The organism is uncultured Ralstonia sp. (assembly GCA_913056305.1).
Lineage (GTDB): Bacteria > Pseudomonadota > Gammaproteobacteria > Burkholderiales > Burkholderiaceae > Ralstonia.
In genome coordinates this window covers 12165-31070 of the sequence record CAJXMR010000041.1, presented here as the reverse complement: position 1 = coordinate 31070, position 18906 = coordinate 12165, and the positions used below count along the sequence as shown (strand labels likewise).

Here is an 18906-nt window from a genome sequence, read left to right as displayed (position 1 = left end):
GCGCGGGAACGAGCAGAAATAAAAGAACAGCAGTGAACGCGACCCCGAGACGGGCCTGGGGATTACCCACAACCTGTACTCGCCCTTGGGGCTGGGTTGTAAACGAGCAAGGGTGATGTTAACGTTCGTCGACTTTGTTAGCAGCGGCGTCCGACGTTGGGTGACGAGAACGATATCGACGACTGGGCAAGCACTGAGTTTGGTGCAGCGAATCTGGGCGACGCGCGTCTAGCGCGTCGCCTTGTCGCTCTGGCTCGCCGATTGGCATGCAGCCCGCAGGGATCATTGCCTCAGTCACTCAGCCCGGCCGAACTGAAGGCGGCCTACCGATTCTTCGACAACGCCCAGGTGGATACCGACGGCATCCTGGCACCGCACATCACGCAGACACTGAACCGCCTGAATCAGGTTCCCGTCGTGCTGGCCGTGCAGGACACCACCGAATTCAACCTGACGCATCTTGGCGCCACGCAAGGCCTAGGCTACCTCTCGGGCAACACCCTCAGCTCGCGTGGCTTCATGATGCATAGCTTGCTGGCCGTCACGCCAGAAGGGCTGCCCTTGGGCGTGCTCGGTATGAAGACGTGGGTGCGTCCGGACGAGGAGTTCGGCAAGAAGCGTCAGCGTGCGACTCGCCCGTTCTCCGATAAGGAGAGCACCAAGTGGATCGAAGGCATTGCCCATCTGGCCGCGCTCAAGCAGCAATGCGTGCAGACACGCCTCATCAGTGTTGGCGACCGCGAGAACGACCTGTATGACCTGTTTGCTTGCGCGCGTCCCGAGGGCGTGGACTGGCTGATCCGCGCCGCCTACAACCGCCGAACCCGACACGCTGAGGGCTACCTCTGGGAGACCGTGCTGGCCTGTCCTGTAATGGGACACTCTGACTTGCTGGTGAGCGCCAAACACGGCCTGCCTGAGCGCACGGCGCGTTTGACCTTACGTTGCGTGACGGTGCAATTGCGCCCGCCCGCCAAGCGTGCGAGTCGCTTGCCAGAAGTCGAAGTCTTCGCGATCCACGCAACCGAAGACAACGCACCGCCTGGCATTGAGCCTCTGGAATGGATGCTGCTCACCTCTGTGCCTACCACCACGTTGGATGAAGCGCTTGAGCGGCTGGCTTGGTATGCGCAGCGCTGGACGATTGAAACATGGCATCGCGTCCTCAAAAGCGGTTGTCGTATCGAAGCCCGGCAGTTCGGCAACATCGAGCGCTTTGTGCGCGCGACCGCCCTGTTCGCCGTCATTGGGTGGCGCATCCTGTATGCCACCCTGCTATCGAGAACCGATCCTGATCTGTGTTGCGAGGTCTTGCTACAACCCGTCGAATGGCAGGCCCTTTACTGCCGTACACACCACACCAATCGACCTCCGAAGCGCCCGCCCAAACTCCTGCAGGCACTCCTATGGATCGCCATGCTCGGCGGCTACCTCAATCGCAAACATGATCGCCCGCCCGGCCCAACCGTCATCTGGCGCGGATTCCTGATCCTGCACGAAATCACCAGCATGTATTGCCTCTTTCGACAGAACGAATGACAGATGTGGGTAATCCCCAGGAGACGGGCGGGGGCGCCAATCGAGGGCGTTGCACCGGGAAAAAAAGCGCCGCGCGCCGAGTCCGGACGCTCAATCGCAAGGCAAAAAGCGTTGCGCGCCGAGCTCAGACACTTGAAGGCGAAACAAAAAGCGCCGCACGCCCGAGCTCAGAAGGCCGATCGCCAGGCAAAAAGCCTCGCGTGCCGAGCTCAAACCTTCAACCGCAAGGCAAAAAGCGTTGCACGCCGAGCGCAGACTCCCAAGACCCCGAAGCAAAAAGCGTCGTGCGTGGAGCGCAGACCTCGGAGCACGAAGGTCAAACACTCGCGCGTGAGTGTTTGAGGTCCGAACGCCGAAGTCAAACACTCACGCGTGGGTGTCTGAGGCCCGAGCGCCGAGCTCAAACATTCACGCGCGGGGGTCTGAGGTCCGAACGCCGAGGTCAAACACGCATGAGTGAGTGTCTGAGGTCCAAGCGTCGAGCTCAAACACTCGCGCGTGGGTGTCTGAGGTCCGAACGCCGAGCGCAAACACTCACGCGTGGCGGTCTGAGGTCAAGAACGCCGAGTGAAAACACGCACGCGTGGATGTCCGAGGTCCGAACGCCGAGGTCAAACACTCATGCGCGGATGTCCGAGGTCCAAGCGCCGAGCTCAAACACTCGCGCGTGGGTGTCAGAGGTCCAATCGCCGAGGTCAGAGATCCGCGCGCCGACCTCAGGAGCACACGCTGCTGCTGTTCGCGTCCTGCCCCATGATCTCCCGGGGCAGATACGTCGAGAAGCCCGGCACTGCCAGGCTTGAGATGCCGATCCACTTGGCCGGAGAGACTGGTGTGATGGTCATCCCGGTGATGCCGACGGCAACGCCGGCGCAGCTCGTGGCATCGCACGTGGTGCTCACCGCGCCGCTGGCGTCGTACCACTGCACCGTCACGTTCGTTGCCTTGAGGCTGGGCAGGATGCGCTGCATGCGCGAGAGCACCGAACCGGACCCCTGCGAGCACACCACCGCCTGGCGCGCGCCCCAGCGGGTGGCCTCGCCGGCGGCGTTCCAGGTGTAGAGGATGCGCCCGAAATCCAGGATGGCAAGCAGCACCGTCAGGAACAGCACCGCCACAATGGCGAACTCAACCGCCGTCGTGCCTTTCTGATGCTTATTCATAGGATTGCCTCATGGTCACGGAGATGTTGCTGAAAGGGACCGACGTCATCTTCGTGGTGCCGTGCGTGTAGTAGCGCGTGAACGCCAGCAGGTCCAGCACCGGGCTGAAGGTGTAGCCCGAGATCGTGACAGTGACGGTGTTGATGGCGGGGTTGGAGCCTTGGACGATATTGCCCGTGCAGGTCGCGTTGGAGGCATCGCAGATCGAGACCATGCTGACGGTGAGCCCCGGCACCAGCGGTTTGGACGTGCCGCCGACGGTGGGCGTGCCATACACGGCCAGGTTCTGGGCCGTGGTGTAGGCGGCCGCGTTGCCGGCGGCCTGCGTGCTCAGGTAGCGCGTGGCGTCCCGCGTGGACTTGGTGAGTGTGTTGTAGGTGTAGATGGCCCGGCCGAACTCCGTCACCGCAAAGGTGATGGCCAGCAGCAGGCAGAGGGTGATGGCCAGCTCGACCACCGCCACGCCGTGTTGTCGTGTCTTCATGGCGCGCTCCTTACTCCACCAGGGCCGGAACCAGCGGGCCCAGACTCCCGCCTGCCAGGCCGCTGGGTGTGCACGGGCTGCCCAGGTTGTTTGCGTTGCTCACAAACTCGAACTGGGGCGTCATGTGCACGCCGTCGATGGGTTGCAGCATCAGCATGCAGGCGTAGTCGATGATCTTGGAGGCGGCGGAGATCACCGGCACCAGGACCAGGCGCCGATTCGCGCCGTAGGTGGCAAGGTCGCCACCGGTGCCTGCGGTGCCGAGATTCTTGTAGCCGCCTTGCACGCTGAGGCCGGTGATCTTGTCGCCGCCCGTCACGCTGGAGCCGGTATCGTCGTAGTTGGCGTAGGCAAGGCGCTTGGTCTTGAAATTGGCGGCGCTCTTGTCGGAGCCCTTGGCGGCCGTGCCGCCGTAGGCGTTTTGCGGCACGGCGTTGGTCCAGTTGGTGGACGTATAGGCGTAGCCCGAGAGGTCGGGCTGCAATTGCGAGGCGTTGGACTTGTTCTTGTAGATGCCGAAGCGGGAGTTCCATGCATCGTCCACCGAGACCTTCGCGCCCGGCGTGTGCAAGGTGTCGCCGACCTTGGAGTTGCAGTAGCCCAGCAGCATCTCCGTCTTGGTCTCGTTGGCGTTGGTGGAGCCGTCGAGGTTGTACCAGCCCATTTCGCCCGGCAGGGTCGAGCCGCCGGTATAGAGCATGGTGGCCCACTCGCCCACCTGGAAGCCGTAGTTGGGCGAGGTGCCGCCGGTCTTCGGGATCAGGGCCACCGGAATCGGGCAGGTGCTCTGCGCATGGACGCGCGTGGCCACCGCCAGTGCCGCCACCGAATTGGTGGTGGCGCCGCCCACGAACTTGATCAGGCGCGCCGTGATCCCGCTGGTGGTGTGATTGCACTTCACGTAGCTCGAACCGGACGACCCCGTGGCAGCCGGGCTGTAGGTGCCGGTCAGCGACGTGCTGAAGGTGATGTCGGCCGCCGCCAGCGACGCCGACACCTTCTGGTACGTGACATTGTTGGCGTTGCCGGCGGTAAGCCCTGCATTGGTCGCCCGTGTCAGCGCATCCTTGTTGCCGTCCAGCTCCTGCGCCGCGGACAGGGCGCAGCTATCGACCGCCGATTGCAGCTCCGACTTGGCGACAAACAGCCCGCCCAGATCGATGACGAGGCCCGCCATGCCCAGCAGCACAGCGATGACGAGGCCCACGATCGGCAGGACGACCCCGCGTTGTTTCCGCTTCCCAGAGTTGCAGTCGTTACGCATGGCCCGTCGCCCCGTTCGGTGAGATGTCTCAATCAGCCAGTCCGGCTGCAGCGGCGACGGCGCAAGGCGAAGCCAGTGATGCTCCCCTCGCCACGCAGCGCGCCCGCTGCCCGTTGATCTGGCCACCTGCCGCGCCGCCCGCCACACACCTTGCGCCGCCTGCAGGTTTCCCGTTGTTTATAGACAGTTGTAGCCGCGCCGAGCGCAGACCGAAACTGGCCGTAGGTATGATTCAGCGCTGAAACGCGGGGCGAAAACGGTGCGGATTTGCGTGTGCCCGCGCGCCTTGCGCCGGCATCAACGAAAGGTCCAGGTCCGGTGCAGGACGAAGGTGATCGGCGGCACCACCATCAGGATCGCAGCCAGCCCGACCCAGTAGTTCCCACCCAGCTGTTGCGCGATCCAGGAGATGGCCAGCGTCAGCAGCAGCCCGAACACGGCCACGCAGACGAAGCGCAGGAAGTTGTGGCGATCGGGCTTGGCGGAGAAGCTCCAGAGCGCATTCAAGAGGTAGGAAAAGACGGTGGCGCAAACGAACGCGACCCCGTTTGCTAGCACCGGCGACACCCCGAGCCCCAGCGCCAGCGGCGTGGCAATGGCCACGTGCACACCGGTGGCGATCACACCCGAGACCCCGAACCGGACCAGCCGGACCATCGTGATGCGGTCTGGGATGCGGCGCAGAATCCGCTCCAGCACGGCGCCTGATGCAGCGCTCCCGACGCCCTGTTCCGCTTGTCGCATGGCTCCCCCCGCCTCGCAGCCGACACGGATACATCGAATGGTGGGCCGCGATCGTGCACGCGTTGCCGTGTGCGCGCCGCGCTGGCGGTGTCAGTCTAGTTGGATTGCGCCGCGCGTTGACCCCCAAACATCAGGGTCAAGGAGCCCCCCCTGCTCTCCTTGAACCCATCTTGGTCATCGCGGGGCACGAGAGAAATCGGTCAAATGGACTACGGGTGCGAATCGATCACCCGGGCCTCGAGATGGGACCGCGGACATGCTGCGACCGGGGGCCGGTGCTTCAGTCGGCGTCGCTGCCGCCGTGCGTACGGTCGAAGCGGCGCAGCGTGTCGATGCGCTCGCGTGTGAGGGGGTGGGAGGAGAAGAACGCCGAGGCATCGTCGTTGGAGGCGTCGCCCTTGGCGGTGTCCTTGGCGGTGTCCTTGGCGGTGTCCTTGGCGGTGTCCTTGGCGGTGTTCTTGGCGGCGTGATCGGCGGGGCGGGTGCCGCCGTGCGAGTCTTCCAGCGCTTGCAGCACGTCGGCGAACGCGCCCACGGAGCGCCCGTTCTCCAGCAGCATGCGTGCGGCGTAGTGATCGGCGTCGCGCTCGTAGTCGCGCGAGTAGCGCAGCGTCAGCATGGTCGCCGGCACGCCGGCCAGGATGCTCGACACGTCGCCAAACAGCAGCGCCGCCGTGGCGCCGATGGCGGAAGACTGGATCAGCTGGCGCAGGCCGTGGCGGTATTCCACGTGGCCGGCCTCGTGGGCGAGCACGCCCATCAGGCCGTCGTCCTCGCCCACCAGCTTGACCAGCGCATCGGTCACGATGATGTCGCCGCCGGGCAGCGCGAAGGCGTTGGCGCCCATCTTGCCGGCATCGCGAAAGACGATGGTGTACGTGTGCGTGGCATTGGGCGCGCGCAGCGTCGCAAAGCGCGCGCGGATGCGGTCCTGCTGTGCCTGGGGCAGCTTGCTGGGCTTGAGCCAGTGCTGGTCAAACGCCTGCAGCGAGGCGTGGCCGAGCTGGGCCTCCACCCGCTGCGGCACCATGCTGGCGAGCACCTTGGCGCCCCACGGCAGGCCGTAGCGGTAGCCCAGCGCCAGCGTGGCGAGCGTCAGCAGCAGCGCGCCCAGCGCGAGGCGCCAGCTGTTCTGCGCTCGCACCACCAGGCCTTCCTGGTAGCCGGTGCGATGCAGCAGCGCATTGAGCGCGCTCTGCTCGGCCGGGTCGGCAATCTCGCAGAACGCGCCGTCGTCAAACGTGACCAGGCGCGGCGCGTGCTTGACGCGTTCCGACACCCGCAAGGAAGACAGCGGCGCGCGGCGCACCGGCGTGCCTTCCAGGTCGAACAGGGCCAACTCGCCCTGCTCCACCGTCAGCCGCACCGGATGCGCCCGCGAGGTGCGCCCGTCGAAGTACGTTGCGAGGATCATGCGCGCGCCGCTTTGGTGAGCCCGTTACAGGGCGATGTCGATGTCGTACCAGTCGATCGCCGCGTCGCCCAGTGCGCTGATCTTGGTGGCCTCGCCTGCCACGAACGTATCGAGCGAGCCGTCGGCCAGCAGCGTCACCGATTCGAGCTTGTAGCGCGCCGTGCGCACGCGCGCGAATGGCACGAACAGGCCGAGGGTGATGGCGATCATGAACGCGTTGGAGATAAAGATCCAGAACAGCTTGCGCGCGCCCACCTGGCTCTGGAAGCGATTCGCGCCCAGCGTGGTGTGGTTCCAGACGACGTTCTGCAGGCGCGCCATGAAGTACGGGCCGAGGAACAGCAGGACCGCGTAAATGCCCAACGGGATGACGCTGTACATGGCGGCCTTGCCCGCGGCACTGGCACCGAGGAGGGACGCGGCACCCAGTACGACCGCCAGCACGCCGATCACGACGAAGGCCAGAACCGCCAGGCCAAACGTGCGCAGGTACACGCCATAGAAATTGCCCGCCGTGGCCGAGAAGCCGAACGGCGAAGCGCCGAAGCGCGTGTTCTTGTGCTGGTACTGCTTGAAGCGCTGATGCGCGAACGGCGCCAGCAGGTAGACCGTGAGCACCGTCAGGATCGGCCACAGCAGGAAGACCTTGTAGGCCTCGAGATCGCCGCCGGTGAAGGCAAAGCGCAGGCCACGGTAGCTGGAATTGGCCATGCGGAAGCGCAGCGAGCGCACCAGCAGCCATGGAAACACCAGCCCGAACACCGCGATCATGGCGAACGTGAGGTAGAGCGAGACGTGCACGGACAACTGATACAGCACCACCACCGCAAACACGATCGCCCGCCCCTTGAGAATGGCGATCGGGTTGCCGTGGTAGTCGAAGCTGGAGCGGTCCAGCTGGGTGTTGCGGTAGAAATACTGCAGCGTGCGGCACTTCGCCCACGCGGAGTAGATCCCCAGCGTGACGATGGTCAGCAGCAGGTTGACGATCCAGATGCGGAAATACTCCGAGCCGCTGCCGGTAAAACGCAGGCGCAACGGCTGCGGTGCAGCCGGCGCGGGGGCGGCGCCCAGGACGGGCTCGCGTGCGATGTCGTTCATCTGATTTCCCTTCCCTGTGATTGTTGTGGTGCCCGCCTGGCCGCGGGCCGGACGATTGTAGCGAACCCAGCCCCGCCGTCACGTTAACGCCGCCTTAACAATTCGGCCCCGGCAACCCACCTGTCAGGACTACGCCGGTCGGCACCCCGGCCTCGTCCGTCGGCGAATGGACCCGCCGTGTGCGTGCCCCTACGCTGGACATGCCTGATTCCGTCTTCCCGTCTGTCGTCTTGAGCCGGTCATGTCCAACAACAACGCTATCCCCTCTCCCGCCATTGCACCGCGTGCTTACGCCGTGCTGGGCTCCAGCACCTTCGCCTTCACCATCTGCTTTGCGGTGTGGACGATGTTCGCCATTCTCGGCATTCCGCTGCAGAAGCAGCTCGGCCTGTCAGAAACCGAGTTCGGGCTGATTGCCGCCATGCCGGTGCTGACCGGCTCGCTGGTGCGCGTGCCGCTGGGCATGTGGACCGACCGCTTTGGCGGGCGCATCGTCTTCTTCCTGCTGATGCTGGCGACCATCGTGCCGATCTGGTTCGTGGCCGATGCCACGCAGCTGTGGCAGTTCCTGGCGCTGGGCATGCTCGTCGGCCTGGCGGGGGGCTCGTTCTCGGTGGGCACGCCGTATGTGGCGCGCTGGTTCCCCAAGAGCCGCCAGGGCTTTGCCATGGGCATCTTCGGGGCGGGCAACGCGGGCGCGGCGCTCAACAAGTTCGTGGCGCCGGTGCTGATCGTCGCGGCCGGCTCGTGGACGGTGGTGCCGCGCGTCTATGCCATCGCCATGCTGGTCACGGCGCTGCTGTTCTGGTTCGGCTCGGCCACCAACCCGGCCCACGCCAGCGGCAAGTCGGTCACCCTGCGCGAGCAGCTGCGCGTGATGCGCGACCCGCGTGTGTGGCGCTACTCGCAGTACTACTCGGTGGTGTTCGGCGGCTATGTCGGACTGTCGCTGTGGCTCACGCGTTACTACGTCTCGGAGTATGGCTTCTCGATCCAGACGGCGGCCTTCCTGGCGGCGTGCTTCTCGCTGCCGGGCGGCGTGCTGCGCGCGGTGGGCGGCTGGCTGTCGGACCGCTACGGCGCTTACCGCACCACCTGGGCGGTGATGTGGGTGTGCTGGGTCGCCTTCTTCCTGCTGAGCTATCCGCCGACGCAGTTCACGGTGGCCAGCACGCACGGCCCGCTCGATTTCCACATTGGCCTGTCGCCGGTGGCGTTCACTGCGCTGATGGGCGTGGTGGGCGTGGCGATGGCCATCGGCAAGGCCTCGGTGTTCAAGTTCATCTCGAACGATTTCACCGACAACATCGGCGCGGTGTCCGGTGCAGTCGGCCTGGCCGGCGGGCTGGCGGGCTTCGTGCTGCCGATCCTGTTTGGCGTGCTGGTGGACCTGACCGGCATCCACTCGACCTGCTTCATGTTGTTGTACGGCGCCGTGTGCGTGAGCCTGGTGTGGATGCACTTCAGCTTCCGCGCCCAGGGTGCAACAGCCCGCGAACAAGCCCAACCGCCCGCACTGGCCCAACGCGCTGCCTGATCCCCAATTTTCTGAATCTGCCGCGCCTGCCTGGGCGCGGCCTTGCTGGAGCACACCATGTCTTCTAACGTCCTCACCCGCTGGGAGCCGGAGAACCCGTCGTTCTGGCGTGCCACCGGGCAGTCGGTGGCCTACCGCAACCTGTGGATTTCCATCCCTGCGCTGATGATCGCGTTTGCGATCTGGTCATTGTGGAGCGTGGTGGTGGTCAACCTCGACAAGGCCGGCTTTGCGCTGACCAAGAACCAGATGTTCTGGCTCACCGCGCTGCCGGCGCTGTCGGGCGCGACGCTGCGCATCTTCTATTCGTTCCTGGTGCCGATCTTCGGCGGGCGGCGCTGGACGGCGCTGTCCACCGCCAGCCTGCTGATCCCGGCGCTGGGCATGGGCTTCGCGCTGCGCGATCCGCAGACCAGCTACCCGACCCTGCTGGTGCTGGCGCTGCTGTGCGGCCTGGGCGGCGGCAACTTCAGCTCGTCGATGGCCAACATCAGCTTCTTCTTCCCCAAGCAGAAGAAGGGGCTGGCGACGGGGCTCAACGCCGGCATCGGCAACCTGGGCGTGTCGGTGGTGCAGTTCGTCACGCCGCTGGTGATCTCGGTGGGCGTGTTCGGCGCGCTGGGCGGTGATGCACAGACCTATACGGCGGGCGGCGTGGAGCGCAACATCTGGCTGCAAAACGCGGGCTTCCTGTGGGTGCCGTTCATCGTGGTGGCCACGGTGGCGGCATGGTTCGGCATGCATGACATTGCCGATGCCAAGGCCTCGTTTGCCGACCAGGCCGTGATCTTCAAGCGCACCCACAACTGGCTGATGTGCCTGCTGTATGTCGGCACCTTCGGCTCGTTCATCGGCTTCTCGGCCGGGCTGGCGCTGCTGACCAAATCGCAGTTTCCCGACGTCAACCCGACCTCCTACGTGTTCCTCGGGCCGCTGGCCGGTGCGCTCACGCGGCCGGTGGGCGGCTGGATTTCCGACAAGCTGGGCGGGGCGCGCGTCACGCTGTGGGTGTTCGCGGGCATGATCGCCGCGGTGGTGGGCGTGCTGACGTTCCTGCCGTCTGCAGGTAACCCCGGCAGTTTCGCGGGCTTCCTCGGCATGTTCATCGTGCTGTTTGCGCTGACGGGCATCGGCAACGGCTCGACCTTCCGCATGATCCCGATCATCTTCCTGACGCAGCACCAGCGTGCGGCCAAGGGCAAGGATGACGCGGCACAGCGTCAGGCCACCCAGGACGCCGGCAAGGAATCGGCCGCCGTGCTGGGCTTTACCGGCGCGATCGGCGCGTACGGCGGCTTCTTCATCCCCAAGAGCTTTGGCACCTCGCTGGAGCTGACGGGCTCCGTCAACGCCGCGCTGTACTGCTTCATCGCGTTCTACGTGCTGTGCCTGCTGGTGACGTGGGCCGTCTACGCCCGCCGCAACGCGCCAATGCCGTGCTGATGCAAACGGGGGCTGCGCCGTGGTGCGGCGCGCCCCCGCCCAGCCCTCATGCAGCCTTTGGCTTCTCAGGCAGTCCGTAAGCGAGATACCGCCCCGGCCGGTGGTTGAGCGCAATGATCAGGTTGAGCGCCACCGCGCCGATGAGCGATGCCACCAGCGCCTTGGGGCTCACCACCCACAGCGACACCAGCACGATGCACACGTCCACCGCCATCTGCAGCTTGCCCGCGCGAATGCCAACCTTGTCCTGCAGATACAGCGCGACGATATTGACCCCGCCCAGGCTGGCCTGATGGCGGAACAGCACGATGAAGCCCACCCCCATCAGCACCCCGCCGATGGCCCCGGCATAGAGCGGGTCGAGCGTGCCCAGGTGCACGAAGTGCGCGTGCATCTCGGCAAACCACGACACCAGCGCCACTGCGCAGAAGGTCTTGACGGTAAAGCGCCAGCCCATGCACCGGATGGCCAGGACGTAGAACGGCAGGTTGATCAGGAAGAACACCGTGCCGAAGCGCCACGACGTGGTGTAGTGGATCAGGAAGGCGATGCCGGCCGTGCCGCCCGACAGCAGGCCGCCCTGCTTGAACAGGAGGATGCCGAACGAGACGCACAGGGCGCCGATCAGGATCGCCAGGGCGTCTTCGAACACGCTGTGGCGGGCAATGGGAGTGGCGCTAGTCATGGGGACTCCACGCAAGAACGGGATGCACAGGCGGCGAGTATTACCACCGCAGGTCCGGCATCCTCCTTGACCCAGGCCAAAGTGTTGGCGCATGCGTTGCGCGCACCCGTCATGCGAGCACACCGCATGCCGCAAAAAACGCCGCAAAACCACCCGACCTAGTTCTTCCGGCGGAGGCCGCCCTGCCCCGCCTCCCTCCACTGCAGCGCCCGGCCACGTCGCCCGATGAATAGGCGCGGAGGTCCGCTCTCCATAAGCTGTGCTCATCCCTGCAACCACCGCGCGCCGGCGGCGTTTCGCCCTCGGGCGCGGGTCAATCGCATCATGAGCCACTTTCTCGATCGCCTGAAGTTCCTCAACCACGTCCGGTCGACCTTTGCCGATGGGCACGGCGCCGTGGTCAACGAAGACCGCCGCTGGGAAGACGGTTACCGCAGCCGCTGGCAGCACGACAAGATCGTGCGCTCCACCCACGGCGTCAATTGCACCGGTTCCTGCTCGTGGAAGGTCTACGTCAAGAACGGCCTGATCACCTGGGAGACCCAGCAGACCGACTACCCGCGCACCCGCCCCGACCTGCCCAACCACGAACCGCGCGGCTGCCCGCGTGGTGCGTCATACAGCTGGTATGTCTATTCCGCCCAGCGCGTGAAGACGCCGCTGATCCGCGGCCGGCTGATGGAGATGTGGCGCGAGGCCCGCAAGACCATGGACCCGGTGGCCGCGTGGGAATCGATCAGCCAGAACCCCGAGAAGGCCAAGCGCTACAAGAGCGTGCGCGGCCAGGGCGGCTTCGTGCGCGCCGATTGGGACACCGCCACCGAGATGATCGCCGCCGCCAACGCGTACACCATCAAGCGCTACGGCCCGGACCGCGTGATCGGCTTCTCGCCGATTCCCGCCATGTCGATGGTCAGCTACGCGGCCGGTGCGCGCTACCTGAGCCTGATCGGCGGCGTGTGCCTGTCGTTCTACGACTGGTACTGCGACCTGCCGCCCGCCAGCCCGCAGGTGTGGGGCGAGCAGACCGACGTGCCGGAATCGGCCGACTGGTACAACTCGACCTACCTGATGGTGTGGGGCTCCAACGTGCCGCAGACGCGCACGCCGGACGCGCACTTCTACACCGAGGTCCGCTACAAGGGCACCAAGACCGTGGCGGTCTCGTCCGACTACGGCGAGATGGTCAAGTTTGGCGACATCTGGCTCGCGCCCAAGCAAGGCACCGACGCCGCGCTGGCCATGGCGATGGGCCACGTGGTGCTCAAGGAATTCCACGCCAATGGCAAGTCCGCCTACTTCCGCGACTACATCAAGCAGTACACCGACATGCCGATGCTGGTGCTGCTGCGCGAGACCGAAGACGGCAGCTACGCCGGCGACCACTTCCTGCGCGCCTCGCACCTGGCCGGCAACCACGGCGAGGCCAACAACCCCGAGTGGAAGACGCTGCTGATCGACACTGCAACGGGCCGGCTGGTGGTGCCCAACGGCACCATCGGCCTGCGCTGGAATGAGGCCCAGCACGACGATGGCGCCAAGGTCGGCCGCTGGAACCTCGAACTGAAGGACGCGGCAGACGGCGCGCCGATCGACCCGCTGCTCTCGCTGGTCGATGCGCACGACGAAGTGGTGGAGGTCAGCTTCCCGTACTTCGGCGGCGAGCACGACGCGACGCTCAAGCGCCGCGTTCCGGCCAAGCGCGTGACGCTGGCCGATGGCACCACTGCCCGCATCGCCACCGTGTACGACCTGCAACTGGCCAACTACGGTGTCGACCAGGGCCTGGGCGGCGCCAACGTCGCCACCAGCTTCGACGACGACGTGCCCTACACCCCGGCCTGGCAGGAGAAGCACACCGGCGTGCCGCGCGCGCAGGTGATCCAGGTCGCGCGCGAGTTTGCCGACAACGCGGACCGCACGCACGGCAAGAGCATGGTCATCGTCGGGGCCGCGCTGAACCACTGGTACCACAACGACATGATCTACCGCGGCATCATCAACCTGCTGATGATGTGCGGCTGCATCGGCCAGAGCGGCGGCGGCTGGGCCCACTACGTGGGGCAGGAGAAGCTGCGGCCGCAGTTCGGCTGGGCGCCGCTGGCGTTCGGGCTGGACTGGTCGCGCCCGCCGCGCCAGATGAACGGCACCTCGTTCTTCTACAGCCACACCAGCCAGTGGCGGCACGAGAAGCTGTCGGTGGACGAGATCCTCAGCCCCACCGCTGACCGCGCGCGCTACAACGGCCTGTCGCTGCTGGACCTGAACGCCAAGAGCGAGCGCATGGGCTGGCTGCCCTCCGCGCCGCAACTGAATGCCAACCCGCTCGACGTCACCGCCGCCGCACAGGCGGCCGGCAAGGACCCGGTTGCGCACACCGTCGAGCAACTGAAGAGCGGCAAGCTGCGCTTCGCCTGCGAAGACCCGGACCACCCGGACAACTTCCCGCGCAACATGTTTGTCTGGCGCTCGAACATCCTCGGCAGCTCGGGCAAGGGGCATGAGTATTTCCTCAAGTACTTGCTCGGCACGCAGAACGCGCTGTTCAGCGACGAGGCGGCCGCCATCAAGCCGACCGAAGTGGAAATGCGCGAAGCGGCCGAGGGCAAGCTCGACCTGCTGACGGTGCTCGACTTCCGCATGAGCACGACCTGCCTGTACGGCGACATCGTGCTGCCGACCGCCACCTGGTACGAGAAGGACGACCTGAACACGTCCGACATGCACCCGTTCATCCACCCGCTGTCGGAGGCGGTGCATCCGCTGTGGGAGTCCAAGACCGACTGGGAGATCTACAAGGCCATCGCCAAGAAGTTCACCGAGATCGCCGGCCCGCTGCTGGGCACGCGCCACGACCTGGTCTGCACGCCGCTGATGCACGACACGCCGGGCGAGCTCGGCCAGCCGTTTGAGCCGAAGGACTGGAAGCATGGCGAGTGCGATCTCATCCCGGGCAAGACCGCGCCGGCCATGACCGTGGTCGAGCGCAACTATGCCGACATCTATCGCAAGTTCACGTCGGTCGGCCCACTGCTGGACAAGCTGGGCAACGGCGGCAAGGGCATCAACTGGAACACCGAGCACGAGGTGCACGAGCTGGCGGGCCTCACCCACAAGGTGAGCGCCCCCGGTGTGAGCCAGGGCCGTCCGCGCCTGGAGAGCGCCATCGACGCGGCCGAGATGATCCTGACCTTCGCACCCGAGACCAACGGCCACGTGGCCGTGAAGGCGTGGGACGCGCTGTCCAAGATCACCGGGCGCGACCACACGCACCTGGCCGTGGGCCGCGAGCACGACAAGATCCGCTTCCGCGACGTGCAGGCGCAGCCGCGCAAGATCATCTCCGCGCCGACGTGGTCGGGGCTGGAGTCGGAAGAAGTCAGCTACAACGCCGGCTACACCAACGTGCATGAGCTGATCCCCTGGCGCACGCTGACCGGCCGCCAGCAGTTCTACCAGGACCACCGCTGGATGCTCGACTTTGGCGAAGGCGCGTGCCTGTACAAACCGCCCATCGACACCAAGACCGTGGCGCCGATGCTCGGCAAGCACAGCAACGGCAACCCGGAGCTGGTGCTGAACTGGATCACGCCGCACCAGAAGTGGGGCATCCACTCCACGTATTCGGACAACCTGCGCATGCTCACGCTCTCGCGCGGCGGCCCGCACGTGTGGGTGGCCGAGGCCGATGCCAAGGCCAACGGCCTGCGCGACAACGACTGGGTGGAGGTGTTCAACGTCAACGGCACGCTCACCGCGCGTCTGGTGGTGAGCCAGCGCGTGCCGCGCGGCATGTGTTTGATGTACCACGCGCAGGAAAAGATCGTGAACGTGCCGGGGGCCGAGACCAGCGGCATGCGCGGCGGCATCCACAACTCCGTCACGCGCACCGTCACCAAGCCCACCCACATGATCGGCGGCTACGCGCAGTTGGCCTACGGCTTCAACTACTACGGCACCGTCGGCAGCAACCGCGATGAGTTCGTGATCGTGCGCAAGATGCAGCGCGTCGACTGGATGGAAGAACAACTGGCAGAAACGCTCCCGGGAGCCTCGCAATGAAAATCCGTGCCCAGGTGGCCATGGTCCTGAATCTGGACAAGTGCATCGGCTGCCATACCTGCTCCGTGACGTGCAAGAACGTCTGGACCTCGCGCGACGGCGTGGAATACGCCTGGTTCAACAACGTCGAGACCAAGCCCGGCGTCGGCTACCCCAAGCAGTGGGAGAACCAGGACAAGTGGCAAGGCGGCTGGCAGCGCAGCGCCGACGGCAAGCTCACGCCGCGCCAGGGCGGCAAGCTGAAGATCCTCGCCAACCTGTTCGCCAACCCGAACCTGCCGCAGATCGACGACTACTACGAGCCCTTCACCTACGACTACGCGCGCCTGCAGAACGCGCCGCTGTCGCAGACGCCGCCCACCGCGCGGCCGGTCTCCGCCATCACCGGCAAGACCATGGAGAAGATCGAGTGGGGCCCGAACTGGGAAGACGATCTGGCCGGCGAGTTCGACTCGCGCAGCCGCGACCAGCTCTTCGAAAACATCCAGAAGGAGATGTACTCGACCTTCGAGAACACCTTCATGATGTACCTGCCGCGCCTGTGCGAGCACTGCCTGAACCCGACCTGCGTGGCCTCGTGCCCGTCGGGCTCGGTGTACAAGCGCGAGGAAGACGGCATCGTGCTGGTCGACCAGGACAAGTGCCGCGGCTGGCGCATGTGCGTGTCGGGCTGCCCGTACAAGAAGATCTACTTCAACTGGCAGAGCGGCAAGGCCGAGAAGTGCACCTTCTGCTTCCCGCGCATCGAGACCGGCCAGCCGACGGTGTGCTCGGAAACCTGCGTGGGCCGCATCCGCTACCTGGGTGTGATGCTGTACGACGCCGATCGCATCGAAGCCGCCGCCAGCGTGGAGGACACCAAGGACCTCTACAACGCGCAGCTCGACGTGTTTCTCGACCCGCACGACCCGGCCATCCAGGCCGAGGCGCTGCGCCAGGGCATCCCGCAGAGCTGGATTGATTCTGCGGTCAAGTCGCCGGTCTACAAGATGGCCTGCGAGTGGAAGGTCGCCTTCCCGCTGCACCCGGAATACCGCACGCTGCCGATGGTCTGGTACATCCCGCCGCTGTCGCCGATCCAGTCGGCGGCGGAGTCGGGCGTGATGGGCATGGACGGCATGATCCCGGACGTGAAGAGCCTGCGCATTCCGGTGCGCTACCTCGCCAACCTGCTGACCGCGGGCGACGAAGCGCCGGTGGTCAGCGCGCTCGAACGCATGCTCGCCATGCGCGCCTACAAGCGCGCCCAGACCGTGCACCACACGCAGGATCTGGATGTGCTGAACCGCGTCGGCCTCACGCCGGCGATGGTGGAAGACATGTACCAGATCATGGCCATCGCCAACTATGAAGACCGCTTCGTCATCCCCGCCTCGCACAAGGAGATGACGCAGGACAGCTTTGACGAGAAAGGCGCGTGCGGCTTCAGCTTCGGCAACGGCTGCTCCGGCGGTGTGTCGGAAGGCACGCTGTTCGGGCGCAAGAAGGCCAGCGTGCAGACCATCAGCATGCCGGTCTCGCGCAAGAAGACCAGCGCGGCTTGAGGCAAAGGAGAACCACCATGACGACCCCTTCGCTGTATCGCCTGCTCTCCGCCCTGCTCGACTACCCCGAGCCGGAACTGCTGGAGGCCCTGCCCGAGATCGACCGCCTGCTGGCGGCCACGCCTGATACACATCAGGCGCATGAAAAGCTCACGCCGCTGCTCGACACGCTGCGCAGCACCGACCTGATCACCCTGCAGGAGCACTACGTCGCCACCTTCGATCGCAACCCCTCGCACGCGCTGCACCTGTTCGAGCACGTGCACGGCGAGAGCCGCGACCGCGGCCAGGCCATGGTCGACCTGATCGAGGAGTACCGCAAATACGGCGTCGAGCCCGCCGCCAATGAACTGCCGGACTACGTGCCGCTGTTCCTGGAAGTGCTCGGCCAGATGGAAGCGACCGGTCACGGCGCCGAAGCCTCGGCCCTGCTGGGCGACGCCATCCACGTGCTGGCCGCCATCGGCGAGCGCCTCACGCGTGACGGCACCGCCTACGCCGGCATCTTCGACGTGCTGCGCACACGCACGGACGTGCAGCCGCAGGCGCTGACCGAACCGCCCATCCGCGACATGGATGAAGCGATGGAGCGTTTCGGCCCCAGCGCAGATGGCGTCGAGCCGCTGCTGCGCCCCACGCTGCCGGCCGAACAGACCGTGCAGTTCCATCCGCGCAAGGCCGCGCCCGTGCAACCTTCCCAAGCGAGCCTGACATGACGATGCTCAACACCCTGCTCTTCGGCATCTACCCGTACATCGCGGGGACGATCTTCCTGCTCGGCAGCCTGCTGCGCTTCGAGCGCGAGCAATACACCTGGAAGAGCGACAGCTCGCAGCTGCTGCACACCGGCACACTGCGCGTGGGCAACCTGCTGTTCCACGTGGGCATCCTCGGTCTGTTCTTCGGCCACCTGGCCGGCCTGCTCACGCCGGTGGCGGTGTGGGACGCGCTGGGCGTGCCGCACGGCGTCAAGCAGTTGGTGGCCATGACTGCCGGCGGCGTGCTCGGCAGCCTGTGCCTGATCGGCCTGCTGATGCTGATCTACCGGCGCCTGGCCCACCCGCGCATCCGTGCCGTCACGCGCCGTGGCGATGCGGTGCTGCTGGCCTGGCTGCTCATCACGCTGCTGCTGGGGCTGACCACCATCTTCACCTCCGCCGGCCACCTGGACGGCCACGTGATGGTGCTGCTGATGACCTGGGCCCAGCACATCGTGACGCTGCAGGCCGATGCTTCCAGCTTTGTCGCCGAGGTGCCGCTGATCTTCAAGCTGCACCTGTTCATGGGGATGACGCTGTTCCTGATCTTCCCATTCACGCGGCTGGTGCATGTGTGGAGCGGGCTGGCCTCGGTCACCTATGTGGGCCGCGCCTGGCAACTCGTGCGCGGACGCTGACATGTTGACGCACCGGCGCGCCGTCTTTGGCATCACGGGCCGCTCCGGCAGCGGCAAGACCACCCTCATCGAGGCCATGCTGCCGCTGCTGCGCGCACGTGGGCTGCGCGTGAACGTGATCAAGCACAGCCACCACATGCTCGCGCTGGAGCCGCCGGGCAAGGACAGCGCCCGCGTGCGCGCGGCCGGCGCGAGCGAGGTGATGGTGGCCTCGCCGTACCACTACGCCATCGTGCATACGCTGCACGAGGCGCCGGAGCCCACCCTCGATGAGCTGCTCGCGCGCATGAGCCCGGCGGACCTGACACTGGTGGAGGGCTTCCGGCGAGAGTCGATCCCACGCCTTGAGGTGCACCGTCCGGCACTCGGCAAGCCGCCGATGTATCCGGATGACGACAGCATCCTCGCCGTTGTGAGCGATGTGCCGCTGCGGCTGGACCGCCCGAGCCTGTTCCTTGATCGGCCGCAAGGCGTGGCGGACTTCATCTGCCAGATACTCGAGCTGGAACCCTTGCCCGCATAACACCGCC

General features: G+C 65.9%; 15 protein-coding genes. 8 read left to right on the top strand and 7 right to left on the bottom strand.

Annotation, left to right across the window (positions count from 1 at the left end):
- Positions 1–156: 156 nt before the first annotated feature.
- Complete coding sequence (locus QZ609_RS09595; protein ID WP_295493743.1) at positions 157–1539, top strand: IS4 family transposase; 1383 nt, start codon at positions 157–159, stop codon at positions 1537–1539.
- Between the two features lie 716 nt (positions 1540–2255).
- On the opposite strand, the gene QZ609_RS09590 is transcribed toward QZ609_RS09595, so the two are convergent.
- The 6 genes from QZ609_RS09590 to QZ609_RS09565 all read right to left on the bottom strand — a co-directional run bounded on the left by QZ609_RS09590 (position 2256) and on the right by QZ609_RS09565 (position 7709).
- On the bottom strand, positions 2256–2702 hold the full coding sequence (locus tag QZ609_RS09590) for a TadE/TadG family type IV pilus assembly protein (protein ID WP_295493741.1): 447 nt from the start codon (positions 2700–2702) through the stop codon (positions 2256–2258).
- A complete protein-coding gene (locus QZ609_RS09585; protein ID WP_295493739.1) occupies positions 2695–3186 on the bottom strand; it encodes a TadE/TadG family type IV pilus assembly protein in 492 nt (163 codons plus the stop codon). Before QZ609_RS09585 ends, QZ609_RS09590 begins: the two co-directional genes overlap by 8 nt.
- A gap of 10 nt (positions 3187–3196) precedes the next feature.
- Positions 3197–4450, bottom strand: coding sequence for a pilus assembly protein TadG-related protein (locus tag QZ609_RS09580; protein ID WP_295493737.1), 1254 nt, complete (start codon positions 4448–4450; stop codon positions 3197–3199).
- Between the two features lie 297 nt (positions 4451–4747).
- Positions 4748–5194 carry a GtrA family protein gene (locus tag QZ609_RS09575; protein WP_295493736.1) on the bottom strand — a complete coding sequence of 149 codons (447 nt, stop codon included), beginning with the start codon at positions 5192–5194 and terminating at the stop codon, positions 4748–4750.
- 280 nt (positions 5195–5474) lie between these two features.
- Positions 5475–6608, bottom strand: a complete 1134-nt coding sequence (locus QZ609_RS09570; RefSeq protein WP_295493735.1) for a M48 family metallopeptidase — start codon at positions 6606–6608, stop codon at positions 5475–5477.
- A 24-nt stretch (positions 6609–6632) separates the two neighbouring features.
- Complete coding sequence (locus QZ609_RS09565) at positions 6633–7709, bottom strand: YjgN family protein (protein ID WP_295493734.1); 1077 nt, start codon at positions 7707–7709, stop codon at positions 6633–6635.
- Between the two features lie 241 nt (positions 7710–7950).
- On the opposite strand from QZ609_RS09565, the gene QZ609_RS09560 reads away from it, so the two are divergent.
- Both QZ609_RS09560 and QZ609_RS09555 read left to right on the top strand, forming a co-directional pair.
- A complete protein-coding gene (locus tag QZ609_RS09560) occupies positions 7951–9246 on the top strand; it encodes a nitrate/nitrite transporter (RefSeq protein ID WP_295493732.1) in 1296 nt (431 codons plus the stop codon).
- Between the two features lie 57 nt (positions 9247–9303).
- A complete protein-coding gene (locus QZ609_RS09555; protein WP_295493731.1) occupies positions 9304–10689 on the top strand; it encodes a NarK family nitrate/nitrite MFS transporter in 1386 nt (461 codons plus the stop codon).
- Between the two features lie 46 nt (positions 10690–10735).
- On the opposite strand, the gene QZ609_RS09550 is transcribed toward QZ609_RS09555, so the two are convergent.
- Positions 10736–11374 carry a YitT family protein gene (locus QZ609_RS09550; RefSeq protein WP_295493730.1) on the bottom strand — a complete coding sequence of 213 codons (639 nt, stop codon included), beginning with the start codon at positions 11372–11374 and terminating at the stop codon, positions 10736–10738.
- Between the two features lie 324 nt (positions 11375–11698).
- On the opposite strand from QZ609_RS09550, the gene QZ609_RS09545 reads away from it, so the two are divergent.
- Genes QZ609_RS09545 through mobB form a run of 5 tightly spaced genes read left to right on the top strand, consistent with a single transcriptional unit; the run spans position 11699 to position 18899 of the window.
- Positions 11699–15436, top strand: coding sequence for a nitrate reductase subunit alpha (locus QZ609_RS09545; protein ID WP_295493728.1), 3738 nt, complete (start codon positions 11699–11701; stop codon positions 15434–15436).
- Positions 15433–16980 carry a nitrate reductase subunit beta gene (gene narH / locus QZ609_RS09540; RefSeq protein WP_295493727.1) on the top strand — a complete coding sequence of 516 codons (1548 nt, stop codon included), beginning with the start codon at positions 15433–15435 and terminating at the stop codon, positions 16978–16980. Before QZ609_RS09545 ends, narH begins: the two co-directional genes overlap by 4 nt.
- Positions 16981–16997: 17 nt before the next feature.
- Positions 16998–17696, top strand: coding sequence for a nitrate reductase molybdenum cofactor assembly chaperone (narJ, locus tag QZ609_RS09535; RefSeq protein ID WP_295493726.1), 699 nt, complete (start codon positions 16998–17000; stop codon positions 17694–17696).
- A complete protein-coding gene (gene narI, locus QZ609_RS09530; protein ID WP_295493725.1) occupies positions 17693–18376 on the top strand; it encodes a respiratory nitrate reductase subunit gamma in 684 nt (227 codons plus the stop codon). Before narJ ends, narI begins: the two co-directional genes overlap by 4 nt.
- 1 nt (position 18377) lies before the next feature.
- A complete protein-coding gene (mobB, locus tag QZ609_RS09525; protein ID WP_295493723.1) occupies positions 18378–18899 on the top strand; it encodes a molybdopterin-guanine dinucleotide biosynthesis protein B in 522 nt (173 codons plus the stop codon).
- Positions 18900–18906: the final 7 nt, after the last annotated feature.